General features: G+C 67.6%; 23 protein-coding genes. 17 read left to right on the top strand and 6 right to left on the bottom strand.

The annotated features are described in order from the left end of the window. Nucleotides 1-142 precede the first annotated feature (142 nt). From AC3A6P_RS30210 to AC3A6P_RS30150, 13 genes are all read left to right on the top strand, one after another. On the top strand, nt 143-694 hold the full coding sequence (locus tag AC3A6P_RS30210; RefSeq protein WP_487696061.1) for a histidine phosphatase family protein: 552 nt from the start codon (nt 143-145) through the stop codon (nt 692-694). 188 nt (nt 695-882) lie between these two features. Next, nucleotides 883-2133, top strand: a complete 1251-nt coding sequence (locus AC3A6P_RS30205; RefSeq protein ID WP_487696060.1) for an MFS transporter — start codon at nt 883-885, stop codon at nt 2131-2133. A gap of 141 nt (nt 2134-2274) precedes the next feature. Further along, nucleotides 2275-3117, top strand: a complete 843-nt coding sequence (locus tag AC3A6P_RS30200; RefSeq protein ID WP_487696059.1) for a MurR/RpiR family transcriptional regulator — start codon at nt 2275-2277, stop codon at nt 3115-3117. Further along, the gene (locus AC3A6P_RS30195) at nt 3101-3697 is read left to right on the top strand and encodes a tripartite tricarboxylate transporter TctB family protein (protein ID WP_487696058.1); all 597 of its coding nucleotides are present in this window, start codon (nt 3101-3103) and stop codon (nt 3695-3697) included. The genes AC3A6P_RS30200 and AC3A6P_RS30195 overlap by 17 nt, the downstream gene beginning before the upstream one ends. Nucleotides 3698-3712: 15 nt before the next feature. After that, the gene (locus tag AC3A6P_RS30190; RefSeq protein ID WP_487696057.1) at nt 3713-5278 is read left to right on the top strand and encodes a tripartite tricarboxylate transporter permease; all 1566 of its coding nucleotides are present in this window, start codon (nt 3713-3715) and stop codon (nt 5276-5278) included. A 21-nt stretch (nt 5279-5299) separates the two neighbouring features. Continuing rightward, nucleotides 5300-6319, top strand: a complete 1020-nt coding sequence (locus AC3A6P_RS30185) for a tripartite tricarboxylate transporter substrate binding protein (RefSeq protein ID WP_487696056.1) — start codon at nt 5300-5302, stop codon at nt 6317-6319. After that, entirely contained in the window at nt 6316-6942 is a 627-nt protein-coding gene (locus AC3A6P_RS30180; protein WP_487696055.1) for an RraA family protein, read from the top strand. The genes AC3A6P_RS30185 and AC3A6P_RS30180 overlap by 4 nt, the downstream gene beginning before the upstream one ends. Further along, nucleotides 6939-7859, top strand: coding sequence for a dihydrodipicolinate synthase family protein (locus tag AC3A6P_RS30175; RefSeq protein WP_487696054.1), 921 nt, complete (start codon nt 6939-6941; stop codon nt 7857-7859). The genes AC3A6P_RS30180 and AC3A6P_RS30175 overlap by 4 nt, the downstream gene beginning before the upstream one ends. Beyond that, complete coding sequence (locus tag AC3A6P_RS30170) at nt 7859-8632, top strand: SDR family oxidoreductase (RefSeq protein ID WP_487696053.1); 774 nt, start codon at nt 7859-7861, stop codon at nt 8630-8632. Before AC3A6P_RS30175 ends, AC3A6P_RS30170 begins: the two co-directional genes overlap by 1 nt. Then, entirely contained in the window at nt 8632-9087 is a 456-nt protein-coding gene (locus AC3A6P_RS30165) for a nuclear transport factor 2 family protein (RefSeq protein WP_487696052.1), read from the top strand. Before AC3A6P_RS30170 ends, AC3A6P_RS30165 begins: the two co-directional genes overlap by 1 nt. Continuing rightward, nucleotides 9084-9641 (top strand): thiamine pyrophosphate-binding protein, encoded by a 558-nt coding sequence (locus AC3A6P_RS30160; RefSeq protein WP_487696051.1) that lies wholly within the window; start codon nt 9084-9086, stop codon nt 9639-9641. Before AC3A6P_RS30165 ends, AC3A6P_RS30160 begins: the two co-directional genes overlap by 4 nt. Beyond that, complete coding sequence (locus AC3A6P_RS30155; protein ID WP_487696050.1) at nt 9638-10210, top strand: thiamine pyrophosphate-dependent enzyme; 573 nt, start codon at nt 9638-9640, stop codon at nt 10208-10210. The genes AC3A6P_RS30160 and AC3A6P_RS30155 overlap by 4 nt, the downstream gene beginning before the upstream one ends. 1 nt (nt 10211) lies before the next feature. Beyond that, nucleotides 10212-11669, top strand: coding sequence for an NAD-dependent succinate-semialdehyde dehydrogenase (locus AC3A6P_RS30150; RefSeq protein ID WP_487696049.1), 1458 nt, complete (start codon nt 10212-10214; stop codon nt 11667-11669). Nucleotides 11670-11671: 2 nt separating this feature from the next. Here AC3A6P_RS30150 and AC3A6P_RS30145 read toward each other — a convergent pair whose 3' ends face one another. Further along, on the bottom strand, nt 11672-13045 hold the full coding sequence (locus AC3A6P_RS30145) for a serine hydrolase (RefSeq protein WP_487696048.1): 1374 nt from the start codon (nt 13043-13045) through the stop codon (nt 11672-11674). Beyond that, nucleotides 13029-13337, bottom strand: coding sequence for a mycobilin-forming heme oxygenase MhuD (mhuD, locus tag AC3A6P_RS30140; RefSeq protein WP_487696047.1), 309 nt, complete (start codon nt 13335-13337; stop codon nt 13029-13031). The genes AC3A6P_RS30145 and mhuD overlap by 17 nt, the downstream gene beginning before the upstream one ends. A 43-nt stretch (nt 13338-13380) precedes the next feature. Between mhuD and AC3A6P_RS30135 the strand changes: the two genes are divergently transcribed. Further along, on the top strand, nt 13381-14157 hold the full coding sequence (locus AC3A6P_RS30135) for an alpha/beta fold hydrolase (RefSeq protein ID WP_487696070.1): 777 nt from the start codon (nt 13381-13383) through the stop codon (nt 14155-14157). On the opposite strand, the gene AC3A6P_RS30130 is transcribed toward AC3A6P_RS30135, so the two are convergent. After that, entirely contained in the window at nt 14131-14397 is a 267-nt protein-coding gene (locus tag AC3A6P_RS30130) for a hypothetical protein (RefSeq protein WP_487696046.1), read from the bottom strand. The genes AC3A6P_RS30135 and AC3A6P_RS30130 overlap by 27 nt on opposite strands. A 71-nt stretch (nt 14398-14468) precedes the next feature. On the opposite strand from AC3A6P_RS30130, the gene AC3A6P_RS30125 reads away from it, so the two are divergent. After that, nucleotides 14469-15434 carry a GlxA family transcriptional regulator gene (locus AC3A6P_RS30125; protein ID WP_487696045.1) on the top strand — a complete coding sequence of 322 codons (966 nt, stop codon included), beginning with the start codon at nt 14469-14471 and terminating at the stop codon, nt 15432-15434. Between the two features lie 17 nt (nt 15435-15451). Here AC3A6P_RS30125 and AC3A6P_RS30120 read toward each other — a convergent pair whose 3' ends face one another. Continuing rightward, complete coding sequence (locus tag AC3A6P_RS30120; RefSeq protein ID WP_487696044.1) at nt 15452-16324, bottom strand: HhH-GPD family protein; 873 nt, start codon at nt 16322-16324, stop codon at nt 15452-15454. 37 nt (nt 16325-16361) lie between these two features. Here AC3A6P_RS30120 and AC3A6P_RS30115 point away from each other — a divergent pair, with 37 nt between their 5' ends. Beyond that, a complete protein-coding gene (locus AC3A6P_RS30115; RefSeq protein WP_487696043.1) occupies nt 16362-16979 on the top strand; it encodes a carbonic anhydrase in 618 nt (205 codons plus the stop codon). Between the two features lie 82 nt (nt 16980-17061). Then, entirely contained in the window at nt 17062-17853 is a 792-nt protein-coding gene (locus AC3A6P_RS30110; RefSeq protein WP_487696042.1) for a hypothetical protein, read from the top strand. A 33-nt stretch (nt 17854-17886) separates the two neighbouring features. Here AC3A6P_RS30110 and disA read toward each other — a convergent pair whose 3' ends face one another. Then, a complete protein-coding gene (gene disA / locus AC3A6P_RS30105) occupies nt 17887-18969 on the bottom strand; it encodes a DNA integrity scanning diadenylate cyclase DisA (protein WP_487696041.1) in 1083 nt (360 codons plus the stop codon). Then, nucleotides 18966-20471 (bottom strand): DNA repair protein RadA, encoded by a 1506-nt coding sequence (radA, locus tag AC3A6P_RS30100; RefSeq protein WP_487696040.1) that lies wholly within the window; start codon nt 20469-20471, stop codon nt 18966-18968. Before radA ends, disA begins: the two co-directional genes overlap by 4 nt. Nucleotides 20472-20518: the final 47 nt, after the last annotated feature.

Raw genomic sequence — 20518 nt, 5'->3', positions numbered from 1 at the left:
CAAATCGGTCCTCGGACGGCCGGTCACCCATCACGGGTGACCGGCCGTTCGGCGTTGTGGGGCCGCTCAGGCCACCGGAGGCGGATCTGCGTGCTTAGATGCAGCTGTGATCGACGGAGCAGGGAAACCCGCAGCGTGACTCGTGAGTGAGGTCGTCAGGCTGACCCTGGTGTCCCATGCGATGACGGATGCAATGGCGTCCGGGCGGTTTCCCACCGACGAACCACTGAACTCCGTCGGTATGCGGCAGGTCGACGCCGCCGTTGATCTGGGGATGTTCGACGGCGCGATGTGCGGCCCCGAGAAGCGGGTCCGGCAAACCGCCGAACTGCTGGGTCTGCAACCACGAATCGAGCCGGACCTCGCCGATCTGGACTGCGGTCGCTGGCGCGGTGATTTTCTGGGCCGGGTCGATCCCGCCGAACTGGCGCTGTGGTTGACCGACGCCGCGGCCGCCCCGCACGGCGGCGAGACGGTGGTGCACCTGGTCAGCCGGGTGCGCCGGTGGATGGATTCGGTGACGTCCACCCGCGGACGGCTGATCGCAGTCACTCATCCCGCGGTGGTCCGGGCCGCGGTGCTCACCGTGCTCGACGCACCACCGAAATCCTTCTGGCGTGTCGACGTCGCGCCCGTCAGCCGCACGGTACTGCACTTCCGCGGCCACGTATGGACGCTGCGGGTGCCCCGCTGACCCTCATGCAGGGCTTGGCGTACGCTGTGATCCTGCCGCGGCTTCTGCGCTGCGGCTTTGAGGCCGGGCATCGGTAAACAGAATCCAATGCGGGACAACGCTACTCGCTGTCCCGAGGTGGCTAATTCGGACAGGATGGCTTGAGAACGGCACTGCGGCGGGTGTTCCGGAGGAGGCCTGACCGCGCGGTGACGACGTTCGCCGCCGTGAGAGTGCCCAACTACCGCATTTACGCTTGCGGCGCACTCATCTCCAACATCGGCACCTGGATGCACCGGGTGGGCCAGGACTGGCTGGTCTGGCAGCTCACGGAAAGTGCTGCGGCAGTGGGCTTTGCGACCATGGCGCAGCTGCTGCCCGCGCTGCTGCTGTCCTACCCGGGCGGGGTCATCGCCGACAAATTCGACCGGCGCACGTTGCTGCTGCTGTACCAGGTCAACATGGCCGTGCCCAGCATGTTGATCGGAATGCTGGCCATCGCCGGCAGTCTGTCGTCGCCCGTGTTGTTCGCACTGATCCTCTGGTTCGGCTGCGCTACTGCGGTGGAATCGCCGGTCCGCCATGCGTTCGTCGCCGAGCTGGTACCGAATGATCTGCTGCCCAACGCCGTTGGACTCAATTCTGCGTCCTTCAACAGCGCGCAGTTGATCGGGCCCGCGGTCGGCGGGCTCTTGATCGCCGCACTCGGGTCAGGCGTGGATGCCGCCGGCTGGGTGATCCTGGCCAACTGTCTGAGCTTCGCGGCCGCAGCGCTGGCGCTGTGTCGGCTCGACCGGAGTCGGTTCGTCGATCGCTCCACCAAGCTTTCCGCCGCCGCCGACGATGCGGTCGACGCGGCGCGGGCGCCGCGCCCGGAGATCACCGCCGTGTTGTTGCTGCTGCTCGCCGTCGGCGTCTTCGGCCTGGTGTTTCGCGCCAACAACGTGCTGATGACGACCATCACCTTTCAAGCGGGAGCTACCACATTCGGTTTGCTCGCCAGCTTGCTGGCCGTCGGGGCGTTGTGCGGCGCCATCCTGTCGGCGCGTCGGCAGGTGGTCACCGTGCGGTACCTGGCGGTGGTCGCGTGCGCGCTGGGTGTGACAAATCTGGCCGCCGCTGCCGCGCCGTCGGTCGGCCTGTACGCCGGGCTGCTCCCGGTGCTGGGCCTCCTGGCACAGACCTCCACGAACCCCGCGATCGCGCTGGTGCAGGTCTTGGTCTCCGACGCCCGGCGCGGCCGGGCGTCTGCCCTGGCGATGATGTGCCTCATGGGTGGCACTGCGGCATCCGCCCCGATTCTGGGGTTGGTCGCACAGCTCAGCAGCCCGCGGGTCAGCCTGCTGGTTGGCGGAGTCGGGGTGGTCGTCGGCGCCCTGTTCGCGCTGATGTGGTACCGCCTCCGTCGTCGGCGCTCCGCGACGGATTCCGAGGGCCCAGTGTCGCCTGACGCCGCATAAGGCCAGCTCACGCCCTTGAATGCCTTTCCGACAGGGCCAGCGACGCCGAATGAGTGACCTGAAACTGCTTGTTGACTTGTTGTGATGCCTGCCACTAACCTGTCATCCTGCGCAGGATTGCAGGATTTGAGAGGCGGTGTCGTGGGGATCCAGGAAGTCGCACGTCAGCTGAACGGGACGTTGTCGGACTCCAGCCGTCGTGCCCTCAACCTGCTTCTCGCCGACCCGCAGAACATGTCCCAGTTGAGCGCCACAGAGGTCGCGTCCCGACTGGGTGTGCACGAAGCCACTGTCATCCGGCTGGCCCGTCAACTCGGGTACTCCGGCTACCGCGAGTTGCGCGCCGAGCTGGCCCGGGCGGGGGAGAGCGGGACTCAGCTGTCGAGCGCCGACCGGGTACGCAGTCGGGGCACGTACACGCTGGCAGCGTTGGTCGATGACGAGGTGGCCGCCATGCAGCGGGTGGCCGCCCAGGTCAGCCAGGACGAGATCGACGAGCTTGCCCAGCGAATCATCGACGCACGCAGGCTGGTGTTGTTCGGACCTCCGTACGCCGGCGCGGTCCTCAACGTTCTCGAGCGCCGGGTCCGTCGCTTCGGCCTCAACGCCGTCTCGCTGCCCACCAGCGGGCGGCTCATCGCCGAGCACCTGACCACCGTCACCGAGGGTGACCTGCTGCTGTCGTTCGTCCTGCGGCGCCCGGACGCCCGCCTGGACCGAATCAACGGTGTCGCCGCGGCACGGGGCGCCACCACCGCCGTCATCGCCGACGAGGGTGGCTTCACGTATCGCCCTGTGCCCGACCAACTCTTGATCGCACCGCGTGGTCCCAACCCGAACCAGCGCTCGCTCATCGTGCCCTTCTTGATCTGTTACGCCATCCAGAACGCATTGCACCATCTGGCGCCGGAACGGGTTGAAGATTCACTGCAGTTGCTCGACGACATTGCCAAGGTGGTGGGTGACGATGAACCGTCACACTGAGAAGCCAAGTGCGGACAGCCTTCTGGGGGCCGTCGTGCACGCCACCGAGCGTGCCGAGGAGGCGATGGCCGCCGAGGCATCGACGCACTGGACCCCGCGCGCCTTCCGTGTGATGAACCTGGTGTCGGCCGTCGTCGTCACCGCGCTGGGTGCGGCCATCGTGTTCAGCGCCAGGAATTACCCCCTGTGGGTCGGCGGACTGCCCGGCCCGGGCCTGTTCCCCGGCATCGTGGGCGCCGCCATCCTGGTTCTGGGGCTGGTCTACCTGTGCGAGTCGGTGGTCCGTCCGCACTGCCTGCACGCGGAAACCGAACCGCCGCCGGATCGCTCGGCGCTGTTGCGTTCCGGCCTGTCGGTCGCGGTCCTGGTGGTAGGGGCGTTCGCTCTGGTGCCCATCGGTTACCCGATCGCCGCCGCGCTGTGTGTCGCTGCGGTGATCCGGCTGGCGGGGGGCCGGTGGCTCGTCAGCGTCCTCACCGGAATCCTGTTCGCGCTCACAACTTTCCTTCTGGTCACCACCACGCTCGGGATCCAACTACCCACCGGGGTACTGCGCCCGTTCCTGGTGGGACTGCTCTAACCGCCGGAGGACGACATGGACTCTATCTACAACCTGCTCAACGGCTTCGGCACCATCCTCACGCCGGCCAATCTGCTGTTCGCCCTTGCCGGCTGCGTGCTGGGCATGGTCGTCGGAATCCTGCCCGGCTTCGGCCCGCCCGCCGCGATGGCGTTGCTGCTGCCGGTCACGTACGTCGTCGGGCCGGTGCCGGGCATAATCATGATCGCCGCGATTCTCTACGGCTCGATGTACGGCGGCACCATCACCTCGGTGCTGATGAACGTGCCCGGCGAACCGTCGTCGGTGGCAACGACTCTGGACGGCTTCCCGATGGCCAAACAGGGCCGCGGAGGCGTCGCGCTGGTGATCGCCGCCGTGGGCTCCTTCGCCGGAGCCACCGTCGGCATCATCGGCCTGATCCTGGCGGCGCCGCTTGCCGAGGCCGCACTGGGTCTGGGCGCGCGTGAGTACTTCGCCATCGGCGTGGCCGGTTTGGCGCTGGTGGTCGGGCTGACGGGACGAAGCCTGACGAAGGGTCTGATCAGCGCCCTGATCGGTCTGGCCATCGGCTTGGTGGGGCTGGACCCGGTGTTGGGCACCCCGCGCTTCACCGGTGGTGTTCCGGCGTTGTTCGACGGCATCGACCTGGTGGCCGTCATCATGGGCCTGTTCGGTCTCAGCGAGATGCTGGTCGGTCTGGAGAACCGGATCATCAAGCGCGCCAAACCCGAACTGGGAAGGTTGGTTCCCACTGGGGAGGATTGGCGACGCTCCGCAGGCCCGATGGCCCGCGGCAGCATCATCGGCTTCCTCATCGGCCTGCTGCCCGGATCTCCGGGTACCACCGCCACCTTCGCGTCCTACGTCCTGGAGAAACGGCTGTCGCGTAAACACCGCGACCAGTTCGGCAAGGGTGCGGTGGAAGGTGTCGCCGGACCCGAGACCGCCAACAACTCGCTGGGTATCGCCACCATGGTGCCGATGTTCACCCTGGGCATTCCGGCCTCGGTGACCATGGCGATCTTGATGGGCGCCTTCGTGGTGCACGGACTCACACCCGGTCCGTTGCTGTTCCGCGATCACCCGGACATCGCCTGGGCCATCATCGCCAGCCTCTTCGTCGGCAACGTCATCCTGCTGGTGCTCAACGTGCCGCTGGTCAGGGTGTGGCTGCTGATCCTGCGGATCCCCTATCCGGTGCTGTTCGGCATCGTGCTGGGCCTGATGATGCTGGGCGCCTACGTGGTCAACGGCACCGCACTGAACATCCTGGTGCTCTGCGTCTTCGGGATCGTCGGGTACTGGCTGCGCAAAGCCGACATCCCGCTGGCACCCATCGCGCTGACCATGGTGCTCGGCCCCATCCTGGAAACCAACCTGGTGCGTGCGCTGCTGCTGTCCGACGGCGACGTCAGCACCCTGTGGGGCAGCCCGTTCGCCGCGATCTTCCTGACCATCGGCGTCCTGACCCTTGCACTGCCGTTCACACTGCGGATGGTCCGCGCCCGGGCCGGCGCCGCCCCCGCAACCGAAGTCCCGCCCACTGAACCCCCTACCGTCGCGGCCACCGCAGGCCGCGGAGAAGACCAACCCCGTTAACCACTGATCAAGGAGGATCACATGATTCGCAGAACATTCCGACGGGCGGCGATCGCCGCCTCCGTCGCCGGCCTGACCATGGTCACCGGATGTTCCTCACTGAGCGAGAACACCGCCAGCACGGGGGAATTCCCCGGCGGACAACCGATCACCTTCCTCATGCCGTATACGGCGGGAGGCTCCTCGGATCTGCTGGTGCGGGCGCTGCAGCCATTCCTCAGCGAGGCGCTGGGCACCGATGTCGTGGTGGACAACCGGGTGGGTGCCGGCGGCCAGGTGGCCCTCACCGAGTTGGCCAACGCGGCCCCGGACGGCTACACCATCGGCCTGACCAACCTGCCGTCGACGCTGGCCTACATCGATCCCGACAAGCGCGCGACCTACAACCGCGACAGCTTCGAGCCGCTCGGGGCGATCAACCGCTTCCAGGGCATCGTCGCCGTGGCGGGTAAGAGCCGGTGGAACGACCTGCAGACGCTGATCGCCGACGCCAAGGCGCAGCCCGGCGCCACCACCGTGGGGGTCGACGGCCTCAACGGTGACGACCACATCGCGGCGCTGCGGTTCATGCAGGCGACCGGCACCGATCTGAAGATCGTGCCGTTCGACTCCGGCAGCGAGAAACTCATCGCCCTCGTCGGCGGGGAGGTCGACATGGCACTGGGCACCGTGCCCACCTTCCGTTCCCAGCTCACCACCGGCGAGGTCCGCGCACTGGCCGCCCTGGACCAGAATCCCATCCCGGGTCTCGACGGGGTTCCGACGGCAACATCGCTGGGTTACGAACTGCAGTGGGATTCCTACAACGTGGTGACCGCACCCGCCGGCCTCGACGCCGAGGTGTCCCAGACCCTGCAGGACGCCCTCGAGAAGGCCAGCACCGACGCGATGGCCGACCCGGCGTTCATGGAGCAGATGAAGCAGGGCGGCTACGTGTTCGGATACCAGGACGCCGCGTGGGTGGACACCACCTGGGCAAGCCTGGAAGAGCAGTGGAATCAGCTCGTGCCGCTGGCACGCGAGCAGAGTCAGAACCCTTGACCAACCAACTGGAGGAAACCGTGAGCACCGCAGAACAACTCGACAATTTCGTCGACCTGGGCACCAGCACCATCTACGAGGGCAGCGGCCTGGACTGCTGGGTGGACCCGGCGATCCGGCCCATCTGGTCCGGCGCACGCGTAGCCGGACCAGCTTTCCCGGCCCGCGGCACCAAGGGCGACAACCTGGCACTGCAGCATGCCGTCCGAGAGGCGCCGGCAGGCTCGGTCATCGTGTTCGACGGCGGCGCGGGGGAGTACGGCTACTTCGGTGAGATCCTGGCCACCATCGCGCATGTGCGTGGGGTCGCGGGCCTGGTGATCGACGGGACCATCCGCGACGTCGAAGAGATTGCGGCGTTGGGCTTTCCTGTGTTCGCCCGGGGCATCGCGATGCGGCATGCCGCCAAAATCGATGCCGGTGTGCGCGGCGAGCAGGTCGAGGTGGGCGGCCGCACGGTCCGGCGCAACGACGTGGTGGTCGCCGACAGTGACGGCGTGATCGTGGTACCCGGTGAGCAGGTCACCGCCGCGCTCAAGGGCGCCAACGCCCGCCGTGACCACGAGCGGGTGCGGCTGGCCACCATCCGCAGCGGCGAGATCCCGGCGGTGAAAACCGAATGACGACAACGCCTGTGCTCGAACGCGGACTCTGGGGCATCCTGGCCACTCCGTTCGCGGGGCCGTCACGCGAGCTGGACGTCGATTCGCTGCGCCGACAGGTGCGGCTGTTCACCGACATCGGCGCCGCCGGTGTGGTGGCGCTGGGTGTCTTCGGTGAGGGCGCGGCGCTCAGCAGCCGCGAGCAAGCCGCCGTCACCGCCACGGTGGTCAACGCCGCCGGCGGGGCGGCGGTACTGGTGGGATTGTCCGCACTGCGCACCGCCCCGGCGATCGAACAGGGACACAACGTCATCGACGCCGGTGGCGGTGCGGTGCGGGCTCTGATGGTCCAATTGCACAGCGCGCGCGCCGAACTGCTCATCGAGCACCTCACCGCCATTCACCAGGCCTGCGGGGTGGGCATCGTCGCGCAGGACTATCCCGTCGCCAGCGGCGTCACCGTGAGCACCGAAATGCTCACGGAGGTGGTGCGAGCCTGCCCGTTCGTCGTCGCCGTCAAAGCGGAGGCACCGCCCACGTCGCTGGCGATCGCCCGGCTCACCGCAGGGCTCAACGTCCCGGTGTTCGGGGGCCTGGGCGGGGTGGGCCTGATCGACGAACTTGCCGCGGGTGCGGCCGGCGCCATGACGGGTTTCTCGCGGCCGGAGGCGTTGCTGGAGGCCATCCGCGCCTACGACGACGGCGGGGTGGCCGCTGCGCACTCCGCCTACGCGAAATGGTTGCCGCTTGCCAACTTCGAGGCTCAGCCGGGTATCGGCTTGGCACTGCGCAAGGAGGCGATGCGCCGGCGCGGCATTCTCACCGACGCCGCGGTGCGGGCACCCGCGCCGGTGTTTCCACCGGAGCTCGGCGCGATCCTGAGCGCACATCTGGCAGCACTCGGCGTGGACGCCGACGACAGAAGGTTGGTCGGATAGTGGATCTCGGTATCGAGGGTCGCACCGCGTTGGTGCTCGGCTCCACCGGCGGGCTGGGCCGCGCCGCGGCCCAGTGTCTGGCCGCCGAACAGGCCAAGGTGGTGGTGACCGGCCGCCGCGGTGAGCAAGCCCGCGACATCGCCGCGGCCTGGCCAGGTTCCCGTGGAGTCGAACTCGACCTCACCGAGCCCGACTCGGTGCGCCGTCTGCTCGCCGAGGTGACCGAGCACGTCGGCCCGGTGGACATCCTGGTGCTCAACAGCCCCGGCCCGCCGCCCGCCCCTGCCACCGATCTGGACGAGTTCCAGATCGGCACGGCCCTGCACACACTGCTGCTGCGCCAGGTCGAACTGGTTCGTGCGGTGCTACCCGGTATGCGGGAGCGCGGTTGGGGACGCATCGTCGGCATCGGGTCCAGCGGAATTCAGGCGCCGCTGCCCAATCTCGCACTGTCCAACACCGGCCGTGCCGCGCTGGCGGCCTACCTCAAAACACTGGCCGCCGAGACCGCCGCCGACGGCGTCACCGTCAACATGGTGCTCCCGGGGCGCATCGCCACGGACCGGGTCGCCAGCCTCGACCAGGCGGCAGCCGAACGGCGGGGCATCGGGGCCGACGAGGTGGCCCGCCAGTCGGCCGCCACCATCCCTGCGGGCCGGTACGGGCAGCCCGACGAATTCGGCGTCGCGGTGGCTTTTCTGGCCAGTGACCGCGCCGGCTACATCACCGGCGTGCAACTACGGGTGGACGGCGGGCTGGTGCGCAGCTTCTGATGATTGCCGACACCGCCGACGCGACAGCGGACGAATTCCTGCGCCGTCTAGAGATTCAGCGCACCCGTGCACTGCAGGACGCGGACGTCGCGGCGCTGAAGCGGCTGCTCGATCCCGATTTCGTCTACGTCCACGCCTCCGGGCGTACGGAGAATCGCACCGAGTACCTGGCCTCCGTCGCCGACCGGCGCACCCGCTACGGTCACTTCGTTCATCGCGACACCGAACTCCGGATGCTGGGGGAGGGAGCCGTGATGGGCGGTGTACTCAGCCACAGCAAGACCGCCGGTGGGGTCTCCCGCAGCCTGCTGTTCCGCTTTACGGCCGTCTGGGTCCTCGGTGACGGGGGGCAGTGGCGGTTGCTGCGCTGGCACAACACCAAGATCGTGCCGCTGTCGGTGCACCACACCGCGGCGCACGCCGACACCGTTCTACCCAACGGAAGGATCGAATGACGATGTCGCCGACCATCACCCAGGAACGACACCGGGAGGTGGTCGAGGCCGTCAAGGCGTTGCGACCCGAGGGCGTCGCCTATGTGCCCAGCGCGAGCATCGCCCCGATCATCAACGGTGTCCTGCAGGCTCAGCACGACGGTGACCTGCCACTGGTGTTCCCGGTCTCACGGGAAGAGGAGGCCGTCGGAATTATCGGCGCCTATTCGTTCGGCGGCAAGTTCGGCGTCATCCTGATGCAGGACAACGGATTCGGTAACGCTCTTACTGCGCTGACCACCATGGCGGTGTCCTACCACCTGCCCATGCTGATCATCGCCAACACCCGCGGTGGGCTGGCCGAGTACAACTCCATGATCCACAGCATCTCCGCACCCGTACCGGAGATGTTGCGTGCCAGTGGCATTCCGGTATTCGCGCTGGATCGGCGCAATTCCCCGCGCGACTGGGGCGCCACGGTCGCCGAAGCCGGCGCCCACGCCCGGATGACCTTCCGCCCGGTGGTGGTGCTGATGGAGTTCTTCGACCACAACGATACGAAAGCCAAGGCATGAAACGCATCGAAGCGCTGCGCACGCTGGTGGCGCGTACCCCCGACGTGCCGGTGGTGGCCACGTGTGCGGCCACCAGCCGTGAGCTGGCGTCCATCGACGACCGGGACAACAATCTTTACCTGCTCGACGCGATGGGCCTGGCGATCTCGGTGGGTACCGGCGTCGCACAGGTCACCGCAGGCACCGGGGTGACGCGCACCGTGGTCATCGAAGGTGACGGCTCGCTGCTGATGAACCCGGGCGCGGCCATCACAGCCGGTTTCCTGGGTCTGGAGAACCTGGTTATCGTGTTGCTGGACAACGGGGTCTACGCGTCGACCGCCGGTATCCCCACGCAGGCGCAGACGGTGGACCTGGGCCGCTTCGCCGAGTCGGTGGATCTCGAAGTGGCCAGGGTCGACAGCCCCGAGCTGCTGGACGAGGCGCTGAAACGGAGCTTCGAGGTGCCCGGGCCGTGGTTCCTGCACGTCCGGATCGAACCCGGCAACGAGGCGGGCACCCCGCTGCTACTGATCGACCCGGTGGTGCTGGGGCACCGGTTCCAGCAGTGGCTGACCAAGGCGATGTGAGGTGAGCGCGCCCACGCTGCCGATCCCCACCGGCACCATGTTCGTCGACGGGCAATGGGTGCCGGCGGAGACCGGGGCCGTGATCGCGGTGCTCAACCCCGCCACCGAAACGCACCTCGCCGAGGTGGCCGACGCTTCCGTCGCAGACGGCCGGCGTGCGCTCGACAGTGCTCATCGGGCCCAGAAGGCTTGGGCCGCAACGACGGCGCAGCAGCGCGCCAATCTCCTGCGCGCCGTGTACGACGCGATCACCGCTCGCGCCGACGAGTTCGCCGACCTGATCGTCGCCGAGATGGGCAAGCCGCGGGCCGAAGCGCTCGGCGAGGTGACCTACGGCGCCGGTTTCTTCCGGTGGTTCTCCGAGGCCGCCACCCGGTTGCACCTGGAGGGCCAGTTCGGTGTCGAGCCGGGCGGCCAGTACCGGATCGCCGTCTCCAAACGCCCGGTGGGGCCGTCGCTACTGATCACGCCGTGGAACTTCCCGCTGGCCATGGCGACACGCAAGCTCGCGCCGGCATTGGCTGCGGGCTGCACGGCGGTGCTCAAGCCCGCCGAGCAGACTCCGCTCACCAGTCTGCTGCTGGCGCAGGTGATGGCCGAGGCCGGAGTCCCAGCCGGCGTCGTCAACGTCATCACCACCACCGCGGCCCCGACGGTCGTCGGTGCGATCATGAAAGACCCACGCGCACGCAAGATTTCCTTCACCGGCTCGACACAGGTGGGTAAGGTGCTGTTACGACAGGCCGCCGAGAACGTGATGAACACGTCGATGGAACTCGGAGGTAACGGGCCTCTGATCGTGTTCGACGACGCCGATATCGACCAGGCTGTCGACGGTGCCATGGTGGCCAAGCTCCGCAACGGGGGTGAATCGTGCGTCGCGGCCAACCGGATCTTCGTCCACCGCGCTGTCGCCGAGCAGTTCGTCGAACGCTTCGCCGCGCGGATGGCCGCAGTGCGGGTGGGGGACGGAGCTGACGAGCGCTCGCAGCTCGGGCCGCTGATCGACGACCGTCACCTGGCCAAGGTCACCGCGCTGGTGGCCGACGCAGTGCGCAAAGGCGCTGAATGTGTCACCGGGGGAGCACCGCTGGATCCGCCGGGTTTCTTCTATCAGCCCACCGTGCTGCGCGACATCCCGGCCGACGCCGACATCCGCACGGAGGAGATCTTCGGCCCCGTCGCCCCTGTCTACGAGTTCGACGACGAAGAGGAGGTCATCTCGGAGGCCAACGACACTCCCTACGGGTTGGCATCCTATGTGTTCACCCGGGATCTGGCCCGTGCCCTGCGCGTCGCCGACGGACTCGACACCGGTATGACGGGCATCAACCGCGGTGTGGTCAGCAATCCCGCTGCGCCGTTCGGCGGCACCAAAGCATCGGGGCTGGGGCGAGAAGGCGCCGTGGAAGGCCTCGATGCCTACCTCGAGACCAAGTACACCGGCATCCAGTTGTAGCGCTAGTTCTCCGGTTCCGGGATCATCCCGAACATCGGCTTGATCACCGACATCAGCCACCCCGCGGTGCCGGGCCCGTGGAAGCGGGTGAAGTTCGTCTGCAGGCTCACCACCCAGCCTTGGCCTGATTTGTCTTCGGCGTACCAGCTGAACGTCAGATCGCCAGGCAGATTGCCCGCCTTGGCGCCGATGTAGGGCCACTGCTGCCGGTCCAGGTCGATGCCGGGAATCGCGGACATGATGTCGCGGACGGGTGCGGCAGCTCCGTGGGCCATGTGTTGCAACGCGGCGTGCACACGGCAGATGTCTTCGGCGTTGCCGTACCACTCGGCGCCATAGGCCGAGGCCGGTGACGTCGTTCGGGTCATGTCGGGCTCGTAGGGGCGCGACTTGGTGTCTTCGAGCATCTGCGCCCTGACCGCCGGGCTTGCCTGCTTCCACTGTTCGCGCACATCGGGTTTGCCCCAGCCGATCGAGAACAGTTCGTGCATGGTGGGGAACGGAGTCATGCTCGCCGGGTCGTGGTGTCCGGTGGCCACCAGGGCGCGTTCGACGGCTTCGTGCCCCACTCGCTCCATGAGCAGATCGGTGGCCATGTTGTCGCTGTTGGCGATCATCTTTTCGGCGAGTAGGCGCACCGGAACCCGTGAACCCGCGGGCAGCTTGTCGAAACCGGACGAGCCGACGGCCTTGGCCTCGGTGGTGATGGTCAGCTCTTCGTCCCACGACAGGGTGCCCGCGCGCGCCGCGTCGGCGACGGCGTACAACACATACATCTTGAAAATCGAAGCCAGCGGCAGGGATTCGCCGGTATTGCTGCCGGCGAGCTGTTCGCACCGGCCGTTGTCGACCTTCGACACCCGATAGGAGTACTTGCCACCGGTCTTGGACAGTGCCGCGTCCACGTCGTCCCACGAGTCGATCTCGGGCGGCTGGTTGGTCACCTTGAACCGGTCGAGCAGAGTGTCACTGTTGATCCGGAACTCTATGTCCTGCCGCCCGCCGTAGGAGGTGACAAGTCGCAGAGTCGCTGTGCCCGCACCGAATTCGATACCGGCCAGGGTGTAAGGCCGGTCGTACCACATCGAATCCATGGTGAGCCAGACGTACTCCACCAGATCGGGCGCGGCGAGCGTCTTGGTGCCGTTGGGTCCGATGGGCCAATCGGAGTTGAGCATGTCCATAATCTGCTTGGCCCGAACCCCCTGCGGGGTGCCGGTGCTGATGTGGATACCCGTGTCGCCGGCGTTTGCCGAGGGGGTGGCGTTGGGTGGCGCGCATCCGTTGACCAGAGAGGTGGTCAGCGCAGCCGTGCACACCAGAGCGGTCAGGCGGCCCAGCGGCCGCCCGAACCGGGTACTACTTGGTGCCGGCAACGTCCAGCACTACCTCGAACTCCAACAGAGATGCGCCGGTGGCCACCGGATTGCTCTGCTGACCCTTGTGCGCCTCGATCGCGGGTCCGGTGGCCCACGCCTGGAACGCCTCCTCGGACTCCCACTGCGTGACCACGAAATAGCGGTCCTCACCCTTGACGGGACGCAGGAGCTGGAACCCCAGGAAACCGGGCTGATTGTCGACCGCGTGCGCGCGGTGGGCGAACCGCTTCTCCAGCTCTGGGCCGGCGTCGGCGGGGACCTCGATTGCGTTGATCTTCACCACGGACATGGCGTTAGGCTACCGCTTCACCTATGCGTACCGAACCGATGCCATGACCGGCCCGCTGACGTACCAGGGCGGGCACGGAGATCCGCTGGTGCTGGTGCACGGGTTGATGGGGCGCGGCAGCACCTGGTTTCGCCAACTGCCATGGCTCACCGGTCTGGGCGCCGTCTACACCTACGACGCGCCTTGGCATCGGGGTCGCGGTGTCGATGATCCCCACCCGATCAGCACCGAGAGGTTCGTCGAGGACCTGGGGGAGGCCGTCACCGGTCTGGGTGCTCCCGCTGCTCTGATCGGCCACTCCATGGGCGCACTGCACAGCTGGTGTCTGGCAGCCGCGCGACCGGAATTGGTGACGGCTCTGGTCATCGAGGACATGGCCCCGGACTTCCGCGGCCGTACCACCGGCCCGTGGGAGCCCTGGCTGCTGGCCTTGCCGGTCGAGTTCGGTACCGAGCAGCAGGTCATCGACATCTTCGGCGCGGTGGCAGGGCGCTACTTCCTGGATGCCTTCGACCGGACCGGCGCCGGATGGCGGTTGCACGGGCACGTCGAACGCTGGGTGCAGATCGCCGCCGAATGGGGCAGGCGGGACTACTGGGCGCAATGGCGTGCTGTTCAGGCGCCCGCGCTGCTGATCGAGGCGGGTAACTCCGTCGCGCCACCCGGGCAGATGCGCCAGATGTACGAGACCGGCCTCCGGACTGACCTGATCAGGTATCAGTTGGTTCCGGGGGCCGGTCATCTGGTCCATGACGATGCGCCGCAGGAATATCAGCATGCGGTTGAGGAGTTCTTAACGACGTTCCCCCAACGCGCCTGATTCCGGCCACGACGGGTGCTCTTCGAATCGGGTGCGCACCGCATCCAGGTCATGGCTCAGTCGCCGCATGTCGGCGTCGTCTTCGAAGAGGCGGCCGATCATGGGTGCGCTGAACCGGAACTGGTCGAGGTTCCAGCGCAGGTGCCCTTCCCGGTGCGCGCGGCGGGCGACGGCTCCGATGAGTGCGAACGGAGCGAGCAGGACAGCTGTGAGAAGCAGATAGGTGAGTGCAGTAGCCATGGCAGCAAGTTTGCGACGGTTCAAATCCGGCCAACAGTGGCAGAACTGACGAGGAAGACTAAAATACCGCCATGATCAAGAGTGTCTCAGCATTGGTGCTGGACGGTTTGGCGCCCTTCGAATTCGGCGTCATCTGCGAGGTGTTCGGGATCGACCGCTCTGCCCAGGGCGTCCCGAATTTCGATTTCAAGGTCTGCGGACCGCAAGCCGGTGTCCCGGTGCGCACCTCGGTGGGGGCCAGCCTGACGCCCGACCATGATTTCAGTGCCCTCCTCGGGGTGGACCTGGTGGCGATCCCCGCGATCGCCGCCTCCAACTATCCGCAGGAGGCTCTCGACGCGATACGGCAGGCCGCCGACACCGGGTCGATCGTCCTGACGGTGTGCTCGGGTGCGTTCGTCGCCGGCGCCGCGGGTCTGCTCGACGGTCGAGCGTGCACCACACACTGGATGCACACCGACGAATTGGCGCGGCTCTATCCCACCGCGAAGATCGACCGCAACGTGCTCTATGTCGACGACGGCAATCTGATCACCAGCGCCGGTACGGCAGCCGGCATCGATGCCTGTCTTCACCTGGTGCGCCGCGAAATCGGTAGCGCGGCAACCAACGCCATCGCGCGCCGGATGGTGGTGCCGCCGCAGCGCGACGGCGGACAGCGGCAGTACATCGATCAGCCCATCCCGGCCAGTCACTCCGAAGGCTTTGCGCCTCAACTGGATTGGATCATGGCCAACCTGCAACACCCGCACACCGTCGCCTCACTGGCGGCGCGTGCGCACATGTCGGCCCGTACCTTCGCGCGGCGCTTCGTCGAAGAGACCGGCCGCACCCCGATGCAGTGGGTGACCGATCAGCGAGTGCTGTATGCGCGGCGGTTGCTCGAGGAGACGGGTCTGGACATCGACCGGATCGCTGACAAAGCCGGATTCGGCACCGCCACGCTGCTGCGGCACCACTTCCGCAGGGTCATCGGCATCACGCCGTCGGACTATCGACGCCGGTTCGCCTGCGAGGACTGCCAAGCCACGGCCTGAGCCCGCGACTCGGCCTCTCAGCCTTCGCCTGCCAGGGCGAAGCGGCCGTCCTCCGTCTGCTCCACCAGGCCGTCGATCAGCAGTGAGTCCAGCGCCCGGTCCCGTTGCGCGGTGTCGGTCAGCCAGGCCATGTCCAGCTGCGCGCGCGGCACCGGAGAGTCGCTGGCCCGCAACACATCCAGCAGGCGACCACGCACCTGCCGGTCGGTACCGGCGTACTTCTGCACCCGCTTGGCCGGTGCGGTCGAGGGTGGGAAACCCGCTGCCCGCCAAGCGCATTGGGACAGCGGACACAGCCCGCACCGGGGGTTCCGAGCCGTGCACACCAAGGCGCCCAGCTCCATCAACCCCGCCGAGAAGCGGGGTGCGGTGTCATCGTCGGGAATCAGCGCAGCCACGTCGGCCTCATCGCGTCTGGCCGACGGTGAACCGGCGTCGGCCAGCCCGTGCACGGCGCGGGCCACCACCCTGCGCACGTTGGTGTCCACCACCGGGACCGACTGCTGATACGCGAAACAGGCGATCGCCCGGGCGGTGTAGCTCCCGACGCCCGGCAGTGACAGCAGGGTCTCCACGTCGTCGGGCACCACGTCGCCGTGTTCGGTGGCGATCACCGTCGCGCATTCGTGCAGGCGTTTGGCGCGGCGCGGATATCCCAGCTTGCCCCACGCCCGCAGCACGTCCGCGGCGCCGGCAGCGGCCGTGGCCGACGGGGTGGGCCAGCGGGCGATCCAGTCCAGCCAGATGGGCTGCACACGGGCCACCGGCGTCTGCTGCAGCATGAACTCGCTGACCAGGATCTGCCAGGCACTGACCTCGGGCCGACGCCACGGCAGATCGCGTCGCTCGCGGTCGAACCAGGTCACCACTTCGGCGGCTTGGATGGTCATTGGGTGCGGCCCACACCGGCAAGGCACAATGACATCCATGCCGAACACCAGTCCTGTGACCGCATGGAAGGCACTCAGAGAGGGTAACGAGCGCTTTGTCGCCGGCGAACCCCAGCACCCCAGCCAGAGCATCGAGCACCGGGCCAGCCTGACCGAGGCCCAGAAGCCCACGGCCGTGGTGTTCGGGTGCGCCGACAGCCGGGTGGCCGCGGAGATCATCTTCGATCAGGGCCTCGGCGACATGTTCGTGGTGCGCACCGCGGGCCATGTCATCGACTCCGCGGTGCTCGGATCCATCGAATACGCCGTCACCGTGCTCAATGTGCCGCTCATCGTGGTCCTCGGCCACGACAGCTGCGGCGCGGTCAAAGCCACGCTGACCGCACTCGATGACGGGGCAGTGCCGGGAGGCTATATCCGTGACGTCGTGGAACGGGTCACCCCGTCGATCCTGCTCGGGCGCAAGGACGGCCTGGAGCGGGTGGACGAGTTCGAGGCCCGCCACGTCGTCGAGACCGGATCGCAGCTGGTAGATCGCTCGACCACCATCTCCAACGGGGTCAAGGACGGCACCCTGGCGATTGTCGGGCTCACCTATCACCTCGCCGACGGCAAGGTGGCGCTGCGCACTCACCTCGGCGACATCGGCGAATAGCACACCAGGGCCGTTTCAGCCGCGTCGCGACACGCCGCGCCAGGTCGAACTGTCAGCGGTGACCTCGGCTTACCGTGAGTAAGTGCTGGAAACCGAACCCCATCGCCAACTCCCGCCGGAGATCTATCGCCGACGCCGGGCGTTGGCGATAGGCATCGCGGTTTTTGTCATCGTCGTCGTGGTGGCCATCGTGTTACTGGTGGTCAGAGGTGGTTCCAGTAGCGAACCGTCGACCACCACCGACGATCAGCCCAACACCGCGCAGGGACCGCTGGCGCCCACACCGACCCCTGAGGTCAAGACGCCGGTGGTCCCCCCGGCTGTTGATGCGCCGGCGCCGACACCCACCCCCACGGTGGCCGTCGAGCCGCCGCCGGTGCTGCAAGAGGGTGACGACTGCCCGGACTCGACCCTGGCGGTCAAGGGCATCACCAGCCAACCGCGCTACACCATCGGCGATCAGCCGAAGTTCACCATGGTCGTCACGAACATCGGCCTGGTCGCCTGCCAGCGCGATGTCGGTGCGGCGGTCCTGGCCGCCTATGTGTACTCGCTGGACAACAAGCGGCTCTGGTCGAACCTGGACTGCGCGCCGTCCAACGAGACGCTGGTCAAGACGTTCGCCCCGGGTGAGCAGGTGACCACCGAGGTGACCTGGACCGGGATGGGTTCCGAGGCGCAGTGCCCGCTGCCGCGGCAGCCCATCGGGCCCGGTACGTACAACCTGGTGGTCCAGCTGGGCAACCTGAGATCGGCGACGGTGCCGTTCATTCTGGCGGATCCGAACGCTCCGCCGCCGCCCGGTGACGTGCCGCCTCCGGCGGGCGCTCTGCCGCCCGCGCCGGCCGGCCCGCTGCCTGGCCCGGTGGGCTGAGCACCCCGACCTGGCGCGTCGTCGACCGGCTGATCAAGCCAGTCGGTCGGCGATCGTCGACTCCGCCAGCTGCGACAGACCCTCCCTGACGTGGCGCGCCCACATGGCGCCGATCCCCTCCACCGACTGCAGATCGGTGGCGCTGGCTGCCAGCAGACCCTGCAGTGAGCCGAAGGTACGCACCAGCAGATCGACGTGGGCGAACTGCAGGCGCGGGATCCCGGCCATCGCGCGGTAGCCCCGGGCGGACAGCGCGGTGTCCTGCGCTTCGACCGTCGACGGGTAACCGAACACCCGGGCCAGCGCGGTGAAGTCGAGCAGCTCGGTGTCGGAGAGACTGTCCAGTTCATCCAGTGTGCGGGCCACCTGGCTTTTCGACGGGGGCTCCGGATTGGCGTGATAGTCGCGCATGATCAGCTCGCGGGCGGTGTCATTTCCGCCGAGGAGTTCCTCGAGCTGGAGGCGAAGCTGCCGCCCGTCGGTACCCAGCTCCACGGCGTCGTTGTCGATCTCGATACCGATGCGCCGCACCATTTCGAGCCGCTGTACCACCGTCATCACGTCGCGCAATGTGACGAAGTCTTCGATCTCGGCGGTGGAGAGCTGCCTGCTGACCTCATCGAGGCGCGCTTTGTAGCGTTCGAGGGTGGCGATCGCCTGGTTGGCCCGCGACAGGATGGTCGCCGAATCGGCGACCACATGGCGTTCGCCGGCGACGTACACCGTCACGATGCTCATCGAGTGGCTCACCGAGATCACCGGATAGCCGGTCTGGATGGCCGACCGTTCGGCAGATCGATGCCGGGTGCCCGATTCATCGGTGGGAATCGACGGGTCGGGCACCAGCTGGACGTTGGCGCGCATGATCCGGCTACCGTCGGTGGACAGCACCACGGCGCCGTCCATCTTCGACAGTTCGCGCAATCGGGTGGGCGCGTACCGGACGTCGATGGCGAAGCCACCGTCGCAGATGGACTCGACGCTGTCGTCGTAGCCGAGCACGATCAAGGCACCCGTGCGGCCCCGCAGGATGCGCTCCAAGCCGTCTCGCAGCGCGGTACCGGGCGCCAGGCGCCCCACCGTCTCGCGCAGTGTCGGCTTGTCAGTGGGCGTCACAGCCAGTCATTGTCCCCTGTGACCGCTTCGTTCCGACGACCGTCCACCACTTTCAGGTCCGGCCGCTTGCCCATTCGGACCTCCGGGGGTTTGCTGGCCGGCTGCACCGCAATGGTGAGCATCGCCTTCAGAGCCGCACTGATGGTGGCGACCTCCATGGTGTGCATGGTCTTGGGTCCCTGTTTGTTGGAGTTCACGGCGCCGGGAGGTACCAGCGCTCTGGTGAACCCGAGACGCGCGGCCTCGGCGAGCCGGCGATCCATCCCGGTGACACGCCGCAGGTCCCCGGCCAACCCCACCTCGCCGATGACGACGGTGGAGGTGGGCAGGCACAGCTGGGCGTAGGACGTGGCCATCGCCAGTGCCACCGCCAGATCCGCTGACGGGTCGGTGAGCCGCATCCCGCCGACGGTCGACAGGTAGATGTCGTGCTTGCCGATGGACAGCCCGGCCCTGGCTTCGAGCACCGCGGCGATCATGGCGACCCGCGACTGGTCGATTCCGCTGACGGCGCGCCGCGCCGAGGGCACTTCCTGCACCCCGATCAAGGCCTGGATCTCGCCGATCAACGGCCGCTTGCCGTCCAGCGCAACGGTGACAGCAGTGCCGGGAACCGGATCGGGCCGCTGGTCGAGGAACAACCCCGACGGGTCGGCCACGCCTTCGATTCCGTTCTCGTGCAACACGAAACAGCCCACTTCGTCGGCGGCGCCGAACCGGTTCTTGACGCCCCGCACCAGCCGCAGCGCGGTGTTGCGGTCGCCCTCGAAATGCAGCACGACGTCGACGAGATGCTCCAACGACCGCGGGCCCGCGATGGCTCCGTCCTTGGTGACATGACCGACGAGGATGATCGCCACACCTGGCCCAGCCGTCGATTTGGCGTACCCGGTCAACGCCGTGGTGATGGCGCGCACCTGGGTGACCCCGCCTGTCACGCCGTCGGTGTCGGTGGTGGACAGGGTCTGCACCGAGTCGATGATCACCAGGGACGGTTTCACCTGATCGATGTGCGCGAGCACGGTGTGCAGGTCGGACTCGGCGGCCAGGTACACCTCGTCGTGAGTGCACCCGGTGCGCTCGGCGCGCATCCTGATTTGCCCCGCCGATTCCTCCCCGGAGACGTAGAGGGCGCGGCGGCCGGCCTCGGCCCAGCGGTGCACCACCTCGAGCAACAGGGTGGACTTGCCGACGCCGGGCTCGCCCGCCAGCAGGGTCACCGAGCCGGGGACGATGCCCCCGCCGAGCACCCGGTCGAGTTCGCTGACGCCGGTGTGAACGTGACGAGTGCGGGCGGGATCGATGGCGCTGATCGGTACCGCGGCCGAGGCGGGTGCGATGGCGCGGTGTGTGGAACCCCCGAGCGCACTGAGCACCGGAGCTTCGTCGACGGTGCCCCAGGTGCCGCATTCCGGGCAGCGGCCCACCCACTTGGCGGTGACATACTGGCACTCGGAACAGCGGTACTGCGTGCGTGCTTTCGTGCCGCCGGTTTTAGCCACGGCGTGACCGTAGCGGCCGGGTGTGACAGATCGTCACCGGACACGCA

Source organism: Mycobacterium sp. Soil_C_30, from assembly GCF_057656995.1.
The sequence above is the reverse complement of the archived record's forward strand: the minus strand, read 5'-3'. Positions and strand labels throughout refer to the sequence as shown.